The sequence below is a fragment of the Paraburkholderia aspalathi genome (assembly GCF_900116445.1).
Taxonomy (GTDB): Bacteria; Pseudomonadota; Gammaproteobacteria; order Burkholderiales; family Burkholderiaceae; genus Paraburkholderia; species Paraburkholderia aspalathi.
Map to the genome: position 1 here is coordinate 88,172 of NZ_FPBH01000008.1, position 14,760 is coordinate 102,931.

The 14,760-nt window shown below is 63.0% G+C and carries 13 protein-coding genes; 10 read left to right on the forward strand and 3 right to left on the reverse strand.

Annotated features, from left to right (window positions below):
• The first annotated feature begins 152 nt into the window (after positions 1–152).
• Together BM438_RS14855 and BM438_RS14860 are read left to right on the forward strand one after the other, a co-directional pair.
• The gene (locus BM438_RS14855; protein ID WP_093634994.1) at positions 153–1,505 is read left to right on the forward strand and encodes an NAD(P)/FAD-dependent oxidoreductase; all 1,353 of its coding nucleotides are present in this window, start codon (positions 153–155) and stop codon (positions 1,503–1,505) included.
• Positions 1,506–1,594: 89 nt separating this feature from the next.
• The gene (locus BM438_RS14860) at positions 1,595–2,467 is read left to right on the forward strand and encodes a dienelactone hydrolase family protein (RefSeq protein WP_093634995.1); all 873 of its coding nucleotides are present in this window, start codon (positions 1,595–1,597) and stop codon (positions 2,465–2,467) included.
• A 134-nt stretch (positions 2,468–2,601) separates the two neighbouring features.
• Here BM438_RS14860 and BM438_RS14865 read toward each other — a convergent pair whose 3' ends face one another.
• The gene (locus BM438_RS14865; protein WP_093634996.1) at positions 2,602–3,471 is read right to left on the reverse strand and encodes a sulfurtransferase; all 870 of its coding nucleotides are present in this window, start codon (positions 3,469–3,471) and stop codon (positions 2,602–2,604) included.
• A 144-nt stretch (positions 3,472–3,615) separates the two neighbouring features.
• Positions 3,616–4,722, reverse strand: coding sequence for an aromatic ring-hydroxylating oxygenase subunit alpha (locus tag BM438_RS14870; protein ID WP_093634997.1), 1,107 nt, complete (start codon positions 4,720–4,722; stop codon positions 3,616–3,618).
• Between the two features lie 287 nt (positions 4,723–5,009).
• Here BM438_RS14870 and BM438_RS14875 point away from each other — a divergent pair, with 287 nt between their 5' ends.
• The 4 genes from BM438_RS14875 (at position 5,010) to folE2 (ending at position 9,313) form a co-directional block, all read left to right on the forward strand.
• Positions 5,010–5,318 (forward strand): exodeoxyribonuclease VII small subunit, encoded by a 309-nt coding sequence (locus tag BM438_RS14875; RefSeq protein ID WP_054034828.1) that lies wholly within the window; start codon positions 5,010–5,012, stop codon positions 5,316–5,318.
• The gene (locus BM438_RS14880; protein WP_093634998.1) at positions 5,315–6,196 is read left to right on the forward strand and encodes a polyprenyl synthetase family protein; all 882 of its coding nucleotides are present in this window, start codon (positions 5,315–5,317) and stop codon (positions 6,194–6,196) included. The genes BM438_RS14875 and BM438_RS14880 overlap by 4 nt, the downstream gene beginning before the upstream one ends.
• Before the next feature lie 85 nt (positions 6,197–6,281).
• Positions 6,282–8,189, forward strand: coding sequence for a 1-deoxy-D-xylulose-5-phosphate synthase (dxs, locus tag BM438_RS14885; RefSeq protein ID WP_093634999.1), 1,908 nt, complete (start codon positions 6,282–6,284; stop codon positions 8,187–8,189).
• A gap of 317 nt (positions 8,190–8,506) precedes the next feature.
• Positions 8,507–9,313 (forward strand): GTP cyclohydrolase FolE2, encoded by an 807-nt coding sequence (gene folE2, locus BM438_RS14890; RefSeq protein WP_093635000.1) that lies wholly within the window; start codon positions 8,507–8,509, stop codon positions 9,311–9,313.
• Positions 9,314–9,437: 124 nt separating this feature from the next.
• Here folE2 and tsaD read toward each other — a convergent pair whose 3' ends face one another.
• Positions 9,438–10,466 (reverse strand): tRNA (adenosine(37)-N6)-threonylcarbamoyltransferase complex transferase subunit TsaD, encoded by a 1,029-nt coding sequence (gene tsaD, locus BM438_RS14895; RefSeq protein WP_093635001.1) that lies wholly within the window; start codon positions 10,464–10,466, stop codon positions 9,438–9,440.
• A 121-nt stretch (positions 10,467–10,587) separates the two neighbouring features.
• Here tsaD and BM438_RS14900 point away from each other — a divergent pair, with 121 nt between their 5' ends.
• From BM438_RS14900 to dnaG, 4 genes are all read left to right on the forward strand, one after another.
• The gene (locus tag BM438_RS14900; RefSeq protein ID WP_093635002.1) at positions 10,588–11,805 is read left to right on the forward strand and encodes a BaiN/RdsA family NAD(P)/FAD-dependent oxidoreductase; all 1,218 of its coding nucleotides are present in this window, start codon (positions 10,588–10,590) and stop codon (positions 11,803–11,805) included.
• A 68-nt stretch (positions 11,806–11,873) separates the two neighbouring features.
• The gene (gene rpsU, locus BM438_RS14905; protein WP_054034832.1) at positions 11,874–12,086 is read left to right on the forward strand and encodes a 30S ribosomal protein S21; all 213 of its coding nucleotides are present in this window, start codon (positions 11,874–11,876) and stop codon (positions 12,084–12,086) included.
• Between the two features lie 248 nt (positions 12,087–12,334).
• Complete coding sequence (locus BM438_RS14910) at positions 12,335–12,781, forward strand: GatB/YqeY domain-containing protein (protein ID WP_054034833.1); 447 nt, start codon at positions 12,335–12,337, stop codon at positions 12,779–12,781.
• A gap of 78 nt (positions 12,782–12,859) precedes the next feature.
• Positions 12,860–14,731: a DNA primase gene (gene dnaG / locus BM438_RS14915; RefSeq protein WP_093635003.1), complete on the forward strand. Its 1,872-nt coding sequence runs from the start codon at positions 12,860–12,862 to the stop codon at positions 14,729–14,731.
• Positions 14,732–14,760 lie beyond the last annotated feature (29 nt).

The following is a 14,760-nucleotide window of genomic DNA, read 5'->3' on the forward strand; positions in this document are numbered from 1 at the left end:
GGCGATATCGTCGCGCGCATGTCACATATGTGTATTGATGGCTTGTGACAACCCGTGCCGCTCGCGGACAATCGCCAGGACAGACGGCGCGCGTTTCATGCTTCAGGCGTGCCGTCGCGACGCATAACCCATCGGCAAATACGGAGAGTTCAATGCATCGTTTTATCGTCGTTGGCGGGGGTGCGGGGGGACTGGAACTGGCGACGCGCCTGGGCGACCGCTATGCACCCCACAAGAACAAGGGCGGCGTGCACGCGCAAGTGACGCTCGTCGACCGTAATCCGACCCATATCTGGAAGCCGCTGCTGCATGAAGTGGCAGCCGGCAGCATGGACCCGTTCACCCAGGAACTCGAATATGCGGCGCAGGCGCGCTGGCACGGCTTTGAGTTCCAGCAGGGCGATCTGACCGGTCTGGACCGCGCGAACAAGCGTCTCACGCTCGGTACCGTGCTCGACGACGACGGCGCCGAATTGCTGCCCGCACGCGAACTCGAATACGACACGCTGATCATCGCGATCGGCAGCACCACGGCGTTCTTCGGCGTGAAAGGCGCGTCGGAGTTCTCTCTCGCGCTCGACACGGTCAGCCAGGCGGAGCGCTTCCGCAAACGCCTGATCGCGGCCTGTATGCGCGCGGAGCACCAGGTGCATGAACCGGTCGAATCGGGCCCGGGCACGTCGTCGACCTCTACTGAGCCGCGCATCCAGGTGGCGATCGTCGGCGGCGGCGCGACGGGCGTCGAACTCTCGGCGGAGTTGCGCAATACGGCCCAGGTGTTGTCCGCGTACGGTTTGCATAAGCTCGATCCGCGGCACGACGTCGGCATCGTGCTGATCGAGGCGGGGCCGCGCATTTTGCCGGCCTTGCAGGAGCGGGTGTCGACGGCCACCGCCGAATTGCTCACGAAGCTCGGCGTGAGGCTGATGATCGGCGAGACCGTGGCCGAGGTCGCGCCCGGCATGATCCGCACGGCCAGCGGCAAAACTGTGCGCGCCGATCTGACGGTATGGGCGGCGGGCATCAAGGCGCCCGCCATCCTGAGTGAACTGGACGGCCTGCCGGTCAACCGTCTGGGGCAACTCATCGTGCGCCGCACGCTGCAAACTGAAGTCGACGACAACATCTTCGCGCTCGGCGATTGTGCGGCTTGCCCATGGCCGGGCAACGAACGCAACGTGCCGCCGCGTGCGCAAGCGGCTCACCAGCAGGCGAGCTTCCTGTTGAAGGCGCTTGCGGCACGGCTCGAGAATAAGCCGCTGCCTGAGTTTACCTATCGCGACTTTGGTTCGCTGGTGTCGCTCGGGCACTTCAGCGCGGTTGGCAATCTGATGGGCGGCGTGATCGGCGGCAATATGCTGATTGAAGGGCTGTTCGCGCGCTTCATGTACATGTCACTGTACCGGCTGCATATCGCGGCGCTGCACGGCTACGCGCGGATGGTGCTCGACACCTTCGCGCACTGGTTGCGGCGCACCACGCTGCCGCGGGTCAAGCTGCACTGAAGGCTGACTGCGCTTAGAAGGTTGCATCTGCAACAGGATGCGGGTGAAGCGTATCCTGTTGCCTCCAACCTTCACACGAGGAGCGCCGCATGCTGAAACCCGATATCGACAGCCTGGTCCCGCACGTTCCCTTCAATCGACGCACCTTCATTAAAGCCGCGCTCGGCACTGGTTTCGCCGCGGCCGTGATGCCAGTGTCGGCGCAAACCATCCATACCGATAGCGACGGCCTTGAAGCCGGCGAGATTGGCGTGCGGTCGGGCGATACGCTCGTGCCGGCCTATCGCGCGCAGCCGAAGGGCAAGACGCACTTGCCGGTGATTATCGTCGTGCATGAGATTTTCGGCGTGCACGAGCATATCGCCGACGTGTGCCGGCGTTTCGCCAAACAGGGTTATCTGGCGATCGCGCCGAACCTGTACGAGCGGCAGGGCGATCCGACTGTTTACACGAGCATGCAGCAACTCAACGAGCAACTGGTCAGCAAGGTGCCGGACGACCAGGTTCTGGGCGATCTCGACGCAACTGTCGCCTGGGCGGGCGAACACGGCGGCGATCTGAACCTGCTGGGTGTGAACGGCTTCTGCTGGGGCGGGCGGATTGCGTGGCTATATGCCGAACACAATCCGCGGCTGAAGGCGGGCGTGGCTTGGTACGGACGCGTAACAGGCCAGAAAACCGCGATGACCCCGGCCAATCCGCTCGATGAAGTGGCGCAGTTGCACGCGCCGGTTCTGGGTCTATACGGCTTGCAAGATCAAAGCATTCCGCAAGACACGCTCGAACAGATGAAACAGGCCATCGCGCAGGGCCCGCAGGCGGGGCGCGGCTCGCAATTCGTCGTGTACGACGACGCGGGCCACGCCTTTTTCGCGGATTACCGGCCGAGTTACAAGAAAGCCGATGCCGAGGATGGCTGGCGACGTGTGCTGGTGTGGTTCAAGCAGCACGGAGTCGCCTGAGGGCGCCAGTTCGATACCGTCGGTTGACGCGCCATAACGGCGTGCCGATGCGCTCGGCTAGAAGGATGCAAAAAGGCCGTGGCCGCTGGAAAGCGGCCACGGCCTAATACTAATCGTCCTGCTTGACGGGCTGCTTAAGGATTCGGACCCGTTGCAACCGGCCGCTTCGGATCAGAACTCCATTCGCTCCACGATCCCGCGTACAGCGCCGCGCCGTGCATACCGGCGATCTCCATCGCGAGCGCATTCACGCACGCTGTCACGCCCGAGCCGCATTGCAGCACGACGTGTTCCGGCGACGTGTCGCCCAGCAACGCATGGAATTCCTCGCGCAGCGTGTGTGCCGGCTTGTAGCGGCCGTCGGCGGTGAGGTTGTCCTTGAAGAACCGGTTGAGCGCGCCAGGAATATGGCCGCCGACGCGATCCAGCGTTTCATTCTCACCGCGATAGCGATCGTTCGCGCGTGCATCGACCACGACGCGTTCTTTCGTACCGAGGTTGCGCTCGACGGTCTGGGCGTCGACGGTAACCGAAAGCGGCGCACCCGCTTTGAAGTCACCCGTGTTTTGTGCCGGGGCGTCCTGCGTCAGCGGCTTACCGGCCGCCTCCCAGGCTTGCAGCCCGCCGTCGAGCAGCGCCACTGCATCGTGACCGAGCCAGCGCAACAGCCACCATGCGCGCGCGGCGTACATGCCGCCCTGTGCGTCATATGCGACCACTTGCTGACCCTGCTTGAGCCCGCGTGACTCCAGCGTCTCCACCAGCCGTGCACGATCCGGCAATGGATGGCGGCCATTGTGGCCGTTCTTCGGCCCCGACAGATCACGATCGAGGTTCAAATAATGCGCGCCCGGCAAGTGTCCGGCCAGATAGGCCTTTTCGCCTGCCTCGGTGTCCGCCAGATCGAAACGGCAATCGATGACGAACACGCTGCCCGGCGCGGCGGCCAGCCGTTCCGCGAGGTTTGTCGCGGAAATGAGTGTGGTGTAGTGAGTGTGGGGCATGACGTCTCCAGTCCCATGCAAGATGGTTACGGCGCTTACGCGGCGGCTTGAGGCCGTTAGCGAATGGCCGAACGATACTGATAGTCTAAACAAAAAAAGACGGGCCGAAGCCCGTCTTCCATGTTTTGATGCGGACCGCGCGAATCAGATCGCGCCGAGTTCTCGCCGCAGGAACTCGTGGAAGTGCTGCATGCCATCTTCCATCGGGCTCTGATACGGGCCGACCTGCGATTCGCCGCGTTCCATCAGCGCGCGGCGGCCGGCGTCCATGCGTTCGGCGATCTCGTCGTCTTCGCGGGCCGTTTCCATATAGGCGGCGCGCTCGGCTTCGACGAACTCGCGTTCGAACAGCGCGATTTCTTCAGGGTAATAGAACTCCACCACATTGGTGGTTTTCTGCGGACCGCGCGGAATCAGCCACGACACGACCAGCACGTGCGGATACCACTCGATCATGATGCCGGGGTAGTACACCATCCAGATCGCGCCGAAATCGGGCGGATTGCCGCCGCGGAAGCGCAGCACCTCGTCGTGCCATTTGCGGTACGTCGGGCTGCCCGGCTGCTCCAGATCCTTGTGGACGCCGACCGTCTGCACGCTGTACCACTCGCCGAACTCCCACGTCAGATCGTCGCAATTGACGAAGCTGCCAAGGCCCGGATGGAACGGCGCGACGTGGTAGTCCTCCAGATAGACCTCGATGAAGGTCTTCCAGTTGTAATTGCACTCGTGCACTTCGACGTGATCGAACATGAAGCCCGAAAAATCGAAGTGTTGTTTGGTGCCGAGGCGCGCCAGATCCCGCGCGACGTCGCGCCCCTGTGCTTCGAACAGCAGGCCTTGCCAGTTCTGCAGCGGCGTGGCGCCGAGATTCAGGCAGGGGTTATCCGCAAAATGAGGTGCACCGAGGAGCTGGCCATTCAGGTCGTACGTCCAGCGATGCAGGGGACAGACGATGTTCTCCGTCTGGCCGCGGCCGTTGAGCATGATGGCTTGCCGGTGGCGGCAGACGTTCGACAGCAGTTCGACTTGCGACTGCTGGTTACGGACGAGCACACGCCCTTCGCTCTCGCTGGGCAGAGCAAAATAATTTCCCGCTTCGGGCACCATGAGATCGTGGCCGATGTAGCGAGGACCTTTCTTGAAAAGGGTGTCGATTTCGCGCGTTAGAAGCGCTTCGTCAAAGTAAGCCGTGACTGGCAGCTGGCTGTGGACAGACCGCAACTGCAATGCATTGCTCAGATTGGACATTCCCACTCCCGTGAAGACGTGAAAGCAGTGAACAACCCAACCATCGATAGATTCGATTTAGGGAGCCCGCGATTATACCCGATTCCCCCTCCTCGGGGCGCTTAAGTGCCTGATTTGGGTCAAAAATGTCAAGGAAGTTCAAGGTTTTCGCCGCAGACCAATCGTTTTTTTTCTGCGAGACTGAGAGGCGGGCGCGAAGGGCAAAGGCGGGGCGCGGGCTGGCGATGGGATCGGAAATGTCGCTTTTGCCGTAGAATGTCCGACTTGTTTTAATTTTGCGACTATTCATGGCGAAGACCGCGTCGAAAGATACTGCTGCCGCGCCTGCTGAAGGCGTCGATACCACGCCGTTGCCCGAGAACTACGAGGCCGCCCAGGCTGAGCTGGAAGGGTTGGTGGCGCGCATGGAAGGCGGCAATCTCAGCCTCGAGGAATCGCTCACCGCCTACCGGCGCGGTGCGGCGCTCGTCGCGTTTTGCCAGCAGCAGCTCGAGAAGGTCGAGCAACAGGTGCGCGTGCTCGATGGCGAGACGCTGAAGCCGCTGCCTATGAATAGCGCAGGCACAGCCGCTACTGAAAGCGGGGACGACCTATGACATTCGAACAATGGACACGCTCGGTACTCGAACGTGTCGAATCGGCACTAGAACACTACCTGCCCACGGAAGCGACTGAGCCGGCCAAACTGCATGAAGCCATGCGCTACGCCGTGCTGGGCGGTGGCAAGCGGGTGCGCCCGCTGCTGTGCCACGCGGCCGGCGAACTGACCGGCGCGCGCGCCGAGTGCCTGGACGCGGCCGCGGCGGCGCTGGAAATGATCCACGTGTACTCGCTCGTGCACGACGACATGCCCTGCATGGACGACGACGCACTGCGTCGCGGCAAGCCCACAGTACACGTCAAGTATGACGAAGCCACGGCGCTGCTGGTCGGCGACGCGCTGCAAGCGCAGGCGTTCGTTGCGTTGACGTCGGACGTGCTGGCGCCGGCGCAGCAGGCCGCGCTGGTGCGTGAACTGGCCCTGGCGAGCGGCTCGGTCGGCATGTGCGGCGGCCAGGCTATCGATCTCGCGAGCGTCGGTCATACGCTGACGCGCCCGCAACTCGAAACCATGCACCGGATGAAAACCGGCGCCTTGTTGCGTGCCGCGGTGCGCATGGGCGCGCTGGCGGGCGAAACGCCGAATGCGGACGCCATGCGTTCGCTCGACGCATATGCGGCCGCCGTAGGCCTCGCGTTTCAGGTCGTCGACGATATTCTCGACGTCACGACCGATTCCGCAACGCTTGGTAAGACAGCAGGTAAAGACGCGAAGGACGGCAAGCCGACCTACGTGTCGATTATTGGGCTAGATGCGTCGCGTGCGCTCGCAGCGCAACTGCGCAGCGACGCCCACGCTGCGATTGCGCCGTTTGGTGCGCGCGCGCAGCGTCTTGCCGAATTGGCCGACCTGGTGGTGAACCGGGTCAGCTGAACGCGAAAGCCCGCCGCCGCGCACCTTTGCTACGGGGTGCATGTATGAAGTGCGGGCGCGTAAGTTTTCCTACAATGGAACGACGATGTACGACTTGCTGAAAACTATCGACGACCCGGCAGCCTTGCGCCGCCTCGATCGCCGCCAATTGCAACCGCTTGCCGACGAGTTGCGTGCCTTCGTGCTCGACAGCGTATCGCAGACGGGCGGCCATCTTTCGTCCAACCTCGGCACGGTCGAGTTGACCATTGCTCTGCACTATGTGTTCGACACGCCGCGCGACCGGATCGTGTGGGATGTCGGCCATCAAACCTACCCGCACAAGATCCTCACGGGCCGCCGCGACAAGATGCACACGCTGCGTCAGCTCGGCGGCATCTCGGGCTTCCCGAAGCGCGACGAGTCGGAATACGACACGTTCGGCACCGCGCACTCCAGCACGTCGATCTCGGCCGCGCTCGGCATGGCCGTTGCCAGCAAGCTGCAGGGCGAGAACCGCATGGGCATCGCCGTGATCGGCGACGGCGCGATGACGGCCGGCATGGCCTTCGAAGCGATGAACAACGCCGGCGTCGAAGACGACGTGCCGCTGCTGGTCATTCTGAACGATAACGATATGTCGATTTCGCCGCCGGTCGGCGCGCTGAATCGCCATCTGGCGCGCCTGATGTCGGGCCGCTTCTACGCCGCCGCGCGTGCGGGCGTCGAACGTGTGCTGCGTGTCGCGCCGCCTATGCTCGACCTGGCCCGCAAGCTCGAAGAGCACGCGAAGGGCATGATCGTGCCGGCCACGCTGTTCGAAGAGTTCGGTTTCAACTACATCGGCCCGATCGACGGTCACGACCTCGATTCGCTGATCCCGACGCTGCAGAACATCAAGGAACTGCGCGGTCCGCAATTCCTGCACGTGGTCACGAAGAAGGGCCAGGGCTACAAGCTGGCTGAGGCCGATCCGGTGCTGTATCACGGCCCGGGCAAGTTCAATCCCGCTGAGGGCATCAAGCCCGCCACCACGCCGTCGAAAAAGACGTACACGCAGGTGTTCGGCGAATGGCTGTGCGACGCTGCCGAGCTGGACGCGCGCGTGGTCGGCATTACGCCGGCCATGCGTGAAGGCTCGGGCATGGTCGAGTTCGAGAAGCGCTTCCCGGATCGTTACTTCGACGTCGGCATCGCCGAGCAGCACGCAGTGACGTTCGCCGGCGGCCTGGCTGCCGACGGCATGAAGCCGGTGGTCGCGATTTACTCGACCTTCCTGCAACGTGCTTATGACCAGCTGATCCACGACGTCGCGCTGCAGAACCTGCCGGTGGTGTTCGCCATCGACCGTGCGGGTCTGGTCGGCGCGGACGGCGCCACGCACGCGGGCGCCTACGATCTGGCGTTCATGCGCTGCATCCCGAACATGACGGTGATGGCTGCGTCGGACGAAAACGAATGCCGTCAGATGCTGTACACAGCATTGCAGCAACCGAACCCGACGGCGGTGCGCTATCCGCGCGGCGCCGGCACGGGCGTGGCAACGGTCAAGCAAATGACGGCGCTGCCGCTCGGCAAAGGCGAGATCCGTCGCGAAACGTCGCAACCGGCCGGCAAGCGGATTGCAATTCTGGCATTCGGCACGATGGTTGCGCCTTCGCTGGCGGCCGCTGAGCAACTGGACGCCACGGTGGCGAACATGCGCTTCGTGAAGCCGCTGGACGCCGAACTGGTCCGTCAGTTGGCCGAAACGCACGATGCCATCGTCACGGTGGAAGAAGGCTGCGTGATGGGCGGCGCGGGATCGGCGTGTGTCGAAGCCCTGCTCGAGAGTGGGGTTATCCGGCCCGTACTACAATTGGGCCTTCCGGATCGCTTCATCGATCATGGGGATCCGGCCAAGTTGCTCGCCGCCTGCGGTCTGGACGCAGCGGGCATCGCCAAGTCGATTCGCGAACGCTTTCTTTCCAGCGGCGCGGTCGCTGGCCAATCCTCGGTGAAGCGCGTCGCTTGATTGCGGCACTTAGCTGCGTGGAATGGCTGAGTCGTCCAGCTGCACTGCCGTGCGCTACGCCGCGGCTATAGCGGCCATAGCAATCTCCAACTTGAGTCGATGGACCTTCGGGTCCATCATCCAACGCCGGCAGGGGCCGGCGTTTGCCATTGCGCGACTTGATGCGCACGGCCGCTGAGTGCCCTCAAACGTGTCGCTTTGCGACACCCGCCAATGGGGCGATCCTCCAATCCTTGAAGGGGCTTCCTTCGGAGCGGGGGACTTCCCGCGGAGCGGAAAACATGGGACGGCCCGGCGTTTCCTGAAAGGACAAGAATATGAACCAGATGAATCCCGCCTTTGTGATGCCCGACGTGCAGAGCACGCCCGATACGCGTCAGATTCCGATTCAACGAGTCGGCGTCAAGGCAGTGCGCCATCCGTTGACAGTGCGCACGCAAAGCGGCGAAGCGCAGCCTTCTGTGGGCACGTGGAATCTCGACGTGCATCTGCCCGCCGATCAGAAGGGCACGCACATGTCGCGCTTCGTTGCGCTGCTCGAAGAGAACAAGGCGCCGCTCGAGGCGGCCACGTTCCGCACCATGCTCGCCGCGATGCTGGAAAAGCTCGAGGCCGAGGCGGGCCGCATCGAAGTGTCGTTCCCGTACTTCGTGAATAAGACCGCGCCGGTGTCGGGCGTGCAAAGTCTGCTCGACTATGAAGTGACGTTGACGGGCGAGACCCGCAACGGCGCGACGCGTCTGTTCCTGAAAGTGCTGGTGCCGGTCACGAGCCTGTGCCCGTGCTCGAAGAAGATTTCGCAGTATGGCGCGCACAACCAGCGCTCGCACGTCACGATCAACGCCGAGCTGGTGGGCGACGTGGCGGTGGAAGAGCTAGTTCGTATCGCTGAAGAAGAAGCCTCGTGCGAACTGTGGGGCATGCTCAAGCGTCCGGACGAGAAGTTCGTCACCGAACGCGCTTACGAGAATCCAAAGTTCGTCGAAGACCTGGTGCGTGACGTTGCGCAACGTCTGAATGCGGACGAGCGCATCGTCGCGTATGTGCTCGAAGCTGAAAACTTCGAATCGATTCACAATCACAGCGCGTATGCAGTGATCGAGCGGGATAAGCGGGTGGCGTGATCACACTCCGCCTTCTTGATTGCCGCAAATAGAAAAAGCCGCTTTCGAAGCGGCTTTTTCTATGGCGTTGCCATTGTCATCGCGTGGTCCGGTCTGCGGCGCGCGTCGCGGGCTCGTTACAGGTTCAGCGTGCGAGGGACGTCAGATCCCAGCGCGGCTTCACGGTGAATGCGTAGTCTTTGCCCGATTGATCGGGCCAGCGTTGCAATCGCAATGCGCCGGCCAACGCGATCATCGCGCCGTTGTCCGTACACAGCGACAAATCCGGGTAGTGCACAAAGAAATTGCGCTTCTTCGCCGCGGCGGATAACGCTTCGCGCAGTTGCCGGTTCGCGCCGACACCGCCTGCCACCACCAGCCGATTGAGCTTGGTCCGTTTGAGCGCGGCCAGCGATTTTGCCGCCAGCACTTCCACCGCTGCGTCGACGAAACCGCGCGCCAGATCCGCTTTTGCCTGCTCGCAGATATTCGCGCCGCCGAGCTTCTTCGCGTGTGTGAGGACAGCGGTCTTCAGCCCGCTGAAGCTGAAATCGAGGTCGCCGGAATGCAGCATGGGACGCGGCAGGACCACTGCGCCGGGCGTACCGAATTCCGCCATCCGCGACACTTCCGGGCCGCCCGGATAACCGAGGCCCAGCAGCTTGGCGGTTTTGTCGAAAGCTTCCCCGGCGGCGTCGTCCAGCGTTTCGCCGAGCGTCTCGTAGACACCCACATCCGTGACGCGCATCAGCTGCGTATGGCCACCCGACACCAGCAGCGCGACGAACGGAAACGGCGGCGGCTCGTCCACCAGCAACGGCGACAGCAAATGCCCTTCGAGGTGGTGAATGCCGATGGTCGGCTTGTCCCACGCCATGGCCAGCGAATTCGCCACGCTCGCGCCGACCAGCAGCGCGCCCGCGAGGCCGGGGCCTTGCGTATAGGCGATCGCGTCGATGTCGCCGCGCACCGTGCCGGCGCGTTCCATCACCTCTTCGAGCAGCGGCAGCGCGCGCCGGATATGGTCGCGCGACGCCAATTCCGGCACCACGCCACCGTATTCCCGGTGCATCGCAATTTGCGAATGCAGCGCGTGCGCGAGCAGGCCGCGCTCTGTGTCGTAGAGCGCGAGACCGGTTTCGTCGCAGGAGCTTTCGATGCCGAGAACGAGCATGATGGGTGGTTTGAGCGGGCACGGGAGCGAAGCCGCTCCGGCGTCCAAAAGTGAAAAGGCAAGCCTGAAAGTATAGCAGCGCGGGCAGGCGGCCGCAGACGCGCAGGTACAATGCGGCCCCATGGAATCCTTCGATATCGCAGTGATCGGCGCGGGCGCGGCCGGCATGATGTGCGCGGCCGTGGCCGGGCAACTCGGCCGTCGCGTGGTGCTGATCGACCACTCGCAGCGACTCGCGGAGAAAATCCGCATTTCCGGCGGCGGCCGGTGCAACTTCACGAATCTGTATGCCGGGCCGGCCAATTATTTGTCGGCCAATCCTCATTTTTGCCGCTCGGCGCTGGCGCGCTACACGCCGCGTGACTTCATGGCGCTGCTTAAGCGCCATCACGTGACGTGGCACGAGAAGCACAAGGGGCAGCTGTTCTGCGACCAGTCGAGCGACGCGGTCATCAATGTGCTGAAGAACGAGTGCGACGCGGGCCGCGTCGCGTGGCGCACGCCGCTCACGGTCGAACAGGTGCGGCATGACGCCGAAGGACGGTTCACGCTGGACACCCACTCGGGTGCGATCACGGCCCGCGCGCTCGTAGTGGCGACCGGCGGCCTGTCGATCCCCAAGATCGGCGCGACTGATTTCGCCTACCGTCTCGCCAAGCAATTCGGCCACAAGCTGATCGACACGCGCCCTGCGCTGGTTCCGCTGACCTTTGCTCCGGCCGACTGGGAGCCGTTCTCGGCGCTCTCCGGCGTGTCGCTCGAGGTCCAACTGGCGACCGGCAACAAGAAGACCGGTGCCGAATTCAACGAGGATCTGCTGCTCACGCACCGCGGCCTGTCGGGCCCGGGGGTTCTGCAGATTTCGAGCTACTGGCAGCCCGGCGAGCCGATTCACATCAATTTGCTGCCCGAGCAGGACGCCACCACCGCATTGCTGGAAGCCAAAACCGGCACGAAGCGCCAGATCGCCAATCTGCTCTCGGAATGGGTGCCGCAACGGCTCGCCCACGTCTGGCTGGAAACCCACCAGATTCCCGCCGAAGCGCGCGTGGCCGATCTGCCGGACAAGACGCTGCGCCGCATCGGTGAGGCCTTGTCGCGCTGGACGCTCACCCCGAACGGCACCGAAGGCTACCGCAAGGCTGAAGTCACGCGCGGTGGCATCGATACGCGTGACCTGTCGTCGGCGACGATGATGAGCGCCCGCACGCCGGGTTTGTACTTCATCGGCGAGGCGGTCGACGTGACTGGCTGGCTCGGCGGCTACAATTTCCAGTGGGCGTGGGCCTCCGGCGTGGCGGCCGGCCAGGCGTCGGCTGAGTACGTTTTAGGGGCTTGACGGCGCAATGGCTTTGTGAGAAAGCTCTGCTATACTCCTGAACCTTTACAAAGTTCCGTTATTGAAAAATGACGACCATCCACGTAAAAGACAACGAGCCGTTTGAAGTTGCCATGCGCCGCTTCAAGCGCACGATGGAGAAAAACGGGCTGCTAACGGAACTTCGCGCCCGGGAGTTTTACGAAAAGCCTACGGCTGAGCGCAAGCGCAAGAAGGCGGCTGCGGTTAAGCGTCATTTCAAGCGTCTGCGTGGCCAGATGCTGCCAAAGAAGTTCTACTGATTCTGGCGTTGCCGCGGTTCCCGTTGAACGGAGCGGCGACATCCAACGGTGACGGCACAGCAGGTGCCATCGCGGAAAACACGGCCCTTCGGGCCAGCCGGCAGGGTCGCATCCACTACGCAAAATTGCGCCAACCCGCTTGAGGAAGCAGTCCCAAGCGGGCGTTTGTGTTGGATACAGCGTATTGGTACGGCGCATGGGTGCCGTAAGCGGCCGGTTTTTAAATTTTCAACGCATTCAGGTGAGTGATGAGCCTCAAGGACCAGATCAACGACGACATGAAAGCGGCCATGCGGGCGCGTGAGACCGAGCGTCTCGGCACGATCCGCCTGCTGCTCGCCGCGGTCAAGCAACGCGAAGTCGACGAACGCGTCGTCCTTGACGACGCGGCAATCACCGCCGTCATCGACAAGATGATCAAGCAGCGCAAAGACTCGATCAGCCAGTTCGAAGCCGCCGGCCGCACGGATCTCGCCGACAAGGAAAAGGCCGAACTGGCCATCCTGTCCGCTTATATGCCGGCGCAGATGTCCGAAGCGGAGATCGTTGCCGAAGTTCAGGCCGCGGTCGCGCAAACCGGCGCTGCAGGCCCGCAGGACATGGGCAAGGTGATGGGCGTGCTCAAGCCGAAGCTGGCGGGCCGTGCCGACATGACCGCTGTCTCGGCGCAAGTCAAAGCCGCGCTCGCGAAGTAATCCCTGTATTTCCGGTCTGGGCGCGCCGTTGTTCGACGGCGTGCGCAGCCTTGAGCTTTTTAGGTAGCGTCATTCACTGTGATTCCACCGTCATTCCTGCAGGACCTGCTCAACCGCGTCGATATCGTCGACGTGGTCGGCCGGTATGTGCAGTTGAAAAAGGGCGGCGCGAACTTCATGGGGCTGTGCCCGTTTCACAACGAGAAGAGCCCTTCGTTTACGGTTAGTCCGACTAAGCAGTTCTATCACTGCTTCGGTTGCGGCGCGCACGGTACGGCCATCGGCTTCCTGATGGAGCATGTCGGCTCCACGTTTCCAGAGGCGGTCAACGAGCTCGCGCAATCGGTCGGGTTGACCGTGCCGAACGAGCCTTCGCCGGGCTATGGCGGCGGTGGAGGCTCCGGCGGGTATTCGCCGGGTGCGTCCAAGGCGGTCACCACGGCGCTATCCGATGTCATGCAGACTGCCTGCGATTTCTACCGCAAGCAGCTGCGCGGCGCGCCGGTCGCGATCCAGTACCTGAAGAAACGCGGCCTGACCGGCGAGATCGCCGCCCGTTTCGGCCTCGGCTATGCACCGGACGGCTGGCAGAACCTCGAACCCGCATTCCCCAACTATCGGGACGATTCGCTGGTCGAATCGGGTCTTGTGATCGTCAGCGAAAAGTCGGACGCGCAAGGTCAAAATCGCCGCTACGACCGCTTTCGCGAGCGGATCATGTTCCCGATACGCAATGTGAAAGGGCAGGTGATCGGCTTCGGCGGGCGTGTGCTGGACGGCGGCGAGCCCAAATATTTGAATTCGCCGGAAACGCCTCTATTTAACAAGGGCAGCGAGTTGTACGGGCTGTTTGAGGCCCGTTTGGCGATTCGCGAACAGCATTACGTGCTGGTGGTCGAAGGCTACATGGACGTGGTCGCGCTGGCCCAATTGGGGTTCCAGAACGCGGTCGCCACGCTTGGCACGGCCTGCACGCCGATTCATGTGCAGAAACTGATGCGCCAGACCGATACGGTCATCTTCAGCTTCGACGGCGATTCGGCGGGGCGCCGCGCCGCGCGCCGGGCGCTGGACGCCTGCCTGCCGCACGCGGCGGACAACCGGACCATCCGGTTCCTGTTTTTGCCGTCCGAGCACGATCCGGACAGCTACGTGCGTGAATTCGGCACGGAAGCGTTCGCTGAGCAGGTCGAGCGCGCCATGCCGCTGTCGCAGTTCATGCTAAATGAGGTGCTGACCGGCAAGGAGCTGGACCAGCCGGAAGGCCGCGCCCGCGCGCTGTTCGACGCGAAGCCGCTGCTGCAGCAGCTGCCGGCCAATGCGTTGCGCGCGCAGATCATGCATATGTTTGCCGACCGGCTCGACGTGCCGTTCGAGGAAGTCGCCGCTTTATGCGAAGTCGACGCCCGGATCGCGGCGGCCGCCCGATCGGCGCCAGCCCGCAAGGATCGGCGCAGTGTGACCGGGATCGAAGAAAAAACGCTGCGCAATCTGGTGATGTATCCGCGCACGGTGGCAGTGCTCGACGAGGAAGCCGAACAGGCGCTTCTGAGCGTCACGCGGCACGGCGAACTGTTCGAAGAAGTGACGACGCATGCACGTGCGCTGGGCGATTCGGCGGAGTTTCAGTTGCTGTCCGACCTATTGCGAAACGGCGCAAATGCCCCAACTTTCGAGGAAATCTTTCGCAAAATTCTAGACTATGATGAAAACGTCCGGGATTTGCTGCTGAAGGACCCGGAGGATGCGACCGTCATCGAGGAACGGCGCGAGCAGGAACGGATCGTCGGAGAGGAACTGAAAGCGGCGATTCTGAAGATGCGATACGACGCTTACTGCGATCGCCTCGAGCAGCTTTCGCGGCAATCCCGGCACACGCCGGAGGAGTTTGCGGAGCTGACGGGCCTGAATCAGAAGCGGGCTGAGATGAAGCGGCAGCTCGGGCTGTAAGCGGGATGGCAGAAAGCTGAGTGCTATAA

Coding starts and splice junctions, on each gene's coding strand:
- BM438_RS14910 (WP_054034833.1), top strand. CDS start 12,335: ATGAGCCTCAAGGACCAGATCAACGACGACATGAAAGCGGCCATGCGG.
- BM438_RS14870 (WP_093634997.1), bottom strand. CDS start 4,722: ATGTCCAATCTGAGCAATGCATTGCAGTTGCGGTCTGTCCACAGCCAG.
- tsaD (WP_093635001.1), bottom strand. CDS start 10,466: ATGCTCGTTCTCGGCATCGAAAGCTCCTGCGACGAAACCGGTCTCGCG.
- BM438_RS14875 (WP_054034828.1), top strand. CDS start 5,010: ATGGCGAAGACCGCGTCGAAAGATACTGCTGCCGCGCCTGCTGAAGGC.
- BM438_RS14900 (WP_093635002.1), top strand. CDS start 10,588: ATGGAATCCTTCGATATCGCAGTGATCGGCGCGGGCGCGGCCGGCATG.
- BM438_RS14855 (WP_093634994.1), top strand. CDS start 153: ATGCATCGTTTTATCGTCGTTGGCGGGGGTGCGGGGGGACTGGAACTG.
- rpsU (WP_054034832.1), top strand. CDS start 11,874: ATGACGACCATCCACGTAAAAGACAACGAGCCGTTTGAAGTTGCCATG.
- BM438_RS14865 (WP_093634996.1), bottom strand. CDS start 3,471: ATGCCCCACACTCACTACACCACACTCATTTCCGCGACAAACCTCGCG.
- BM438_RS14860 (WP_093634995.1), top strand. CDS start 1,595: ATGCTGAAACCCGATATCGACAGCCTGGTCCCGCACGTTCCCTTCAAT.
- folE2 (WP_093635000.1), top strand. CDS start 8,507: ATGAACCAGATGAATCCCGCCTTTGTGATGCCCGACGTGCAGAGCACG.
- BM438_RS14880 (WP_093634998.1), top strand. CDS start 5,315: ATGACATTCGAACAATGGACACGCTCGGTACTCGAACGTGTCGAATCG.
- dxs (WP_093634999.1), top strand. CDS start 6,282: ATGTACGACTTGCTGAAAACTATCGACGACCCGGCAGCCTTGCGCCGC.